General features: G+C 41.7%; 1 protein-coding gene. It reads left to right on the forward strand.

Annotation, left to right across the window (positions count from 1 at the left end; all coding sequences use genetic code 11):
• Window positions 1-99 precede the first annotated feature (99 nt).
• Window positions 100-2,256, forward strand: a 2,157-nt coding sequence (locus tag O9324_RS03475) for a Calx-beta domain-containing protein (protein ID WP_288139485.1), incomplete at its 3' end; no start/stop codon positions are given.

Consider the following 2,256-nt stretch of genomic DNA (forward strand, 5'->3'; position numbering starts at 1 on the left):
GGTTTCTTGTAATAAATGTTAATCTATGTTAAAGAGGTCTTGAAAAATTCGCGCTTGTTGTGCCAAAATTGTTAGCAATAAACTTTTGCTGTTACTGTCATGACTCTCTCTCTTTTGGCGATTATTCCTGCTGTTGACGATATTTTATTCGATTTCGCTCAATCTGATGGTTTTTGGGCAAATTTAGAAACTGCTTTTGGCACAAGTTATGATGTGGTTAAGGCGACGCAATTACGACAACAGTGGCAAAGTCGAAATTTTAGTCAAATTCCCCCGATTGAGGTACTCAGTGATGAGGTTTTGGGAACTGCGAATGGTGCATATTCCAGCAGTACGAATAAGATTTATCTATCAGCATCTTTTTTAAATACGGCTTCCTCAGCAACGATAGTTAATGTAATTTTAGAAGAAATTGGGCATTATGTGGATGCTCAAATTAATCAGGTGGATAGCGCCGGAGATGAGGGGGCAATTTTTGCAGAGTTGGTTCAAGGTAACAGTATTGATGTTGGGACTTTACAGGTATTACAAGCTGAGGATGATTCAGGGATAATTCATTTAAATGGTCAAATAATTACAGTTGAACAAAATACAAACAACCTTCAAACTGCTACTGGTGACGGTGGTTTAGTAGTTACAGTAGATGAGTTCGGGCGCTTTGGTAGTAATAGTGTTGGAGGACAGAGTGCTTTTTATGATCCTATTGGCAGTAAAACTTCCTCTAGCACAACTTTCCGTTCTTTTGTGGCTTTAGGTATTATTACTAATGGTTCAACTGGAGCGCGTACCGAGTTAGCACCATCAGCTAGTAATAATGAGGTATTTACCAGTGTCAATAGTACCAACGCAAACAGCACTTTCACGATTGGCGGATTACAGTTTCAACTTAAACAAACTGTTCAAGATACATTTAATAACACTGCAATTAGAACAGGAAGTCGGTTAGATCAGGTTTATACTATTACTAATAGTATAACGCAAACAATCAATTTTGATTTAGTGCGCTATGTTGATGGAGATTTAAACTTTGATGGTACTCTAATAGATGGGGGCGGAAGAATTGTTCAAAATGGGCAAGAAATTCTGTTTGAAACTGACGCAGGTGGAACTGGTCAGACAGATACAACTTTCTTCGGAATTAGTGATATTGGCGGTACTATCCCCACTACAAACCGTTGGGAATTAGATGGGTTTAGTAGCCTTCGCTCTAATGTTCTAGCAGGAAATAGCTTGCGGAATACTATCATCCAAGGTGATAGCAATTCTGACCAATTTATTGATGCTGGTTCCGAGTACGATGTCGCACTCGCCTTGAGAAACGTTTTTTCCTTAGCACCAGGACAATCTACTACCTATACAACAATTACCCGGTTTGGTTCCGGTGAAGCGGCTCAATTAGATATTACCCCACCAACTGGGGGTGTTGGTAGTTTACCAGCAACTACTGTAGGTAATAATATTAATGTGACTTGGAGTGCAACAGATCCCAGTGGGATTAGAGACTATGATGTTTTTGTATCTGTTAACGGTGGGTCTTTTACTCAATGGCAAACAAACGTAACTACAACCTCTGCTGTCTATACTGGCGTAGTAGGTAGCACTTATACTTTCTATAGTTTAGCTACTGATAATGCAGGCAACGAACAAACTGCTACTACTGCACCTAAAACTTCTACCCAAGTAATTAACCCTATTACCCTGGCTATCAGTCCCGCAAGCGTCACCGAAGATGGGACAACTAATCTGGTTTATACCTTCACTCGTAGCGGAGTAACAACTAATCCTTTAACGGTTAATTACACCCTCGGAGGGACAGCGACTCTCAATACCGACTACACTCGTACAGGGACTACCAATACAGTCACCTTTGCTGCCGGTTCATCCACTGCGACTGTGACTGTTGACCCGACTCCTGACACAATAGTTGAACCCGATGAAACCGTCATTTTAACCCTTGCGACCGGGACAGGTTATACAGTAGGTACGACCACCCCAGTGACGGGGACGATTACGAATAGTCCTGTTCCTCCCAGTATCACTCTTGCGGTTTCTCCCAGTAGTGTGACAGAAGATGGAACAACCAACTTAGTCTATACCTTCACTCGTACTGGTGTAACAACAAATGCTTTAACAGTCAATTACACCCTCGGAGGGACAGCTACTCTTAATACCGACTACACTCGTACAGGGACTACCAATACAGTCACCTTTGCGCCTAATTCTACTACTGCGACGGTAACAGTTGACCCGACTGCT

It is taken from the genome of Microcystis sp. LE19-84.1B (assembly GCF_027531875.1).
GTDB lineage: Bacteria > Cyanobacteriota > Cyanobacteriia > Cyanobacteriales > Microcystaceae > Microcystis > Microcystis panniformis.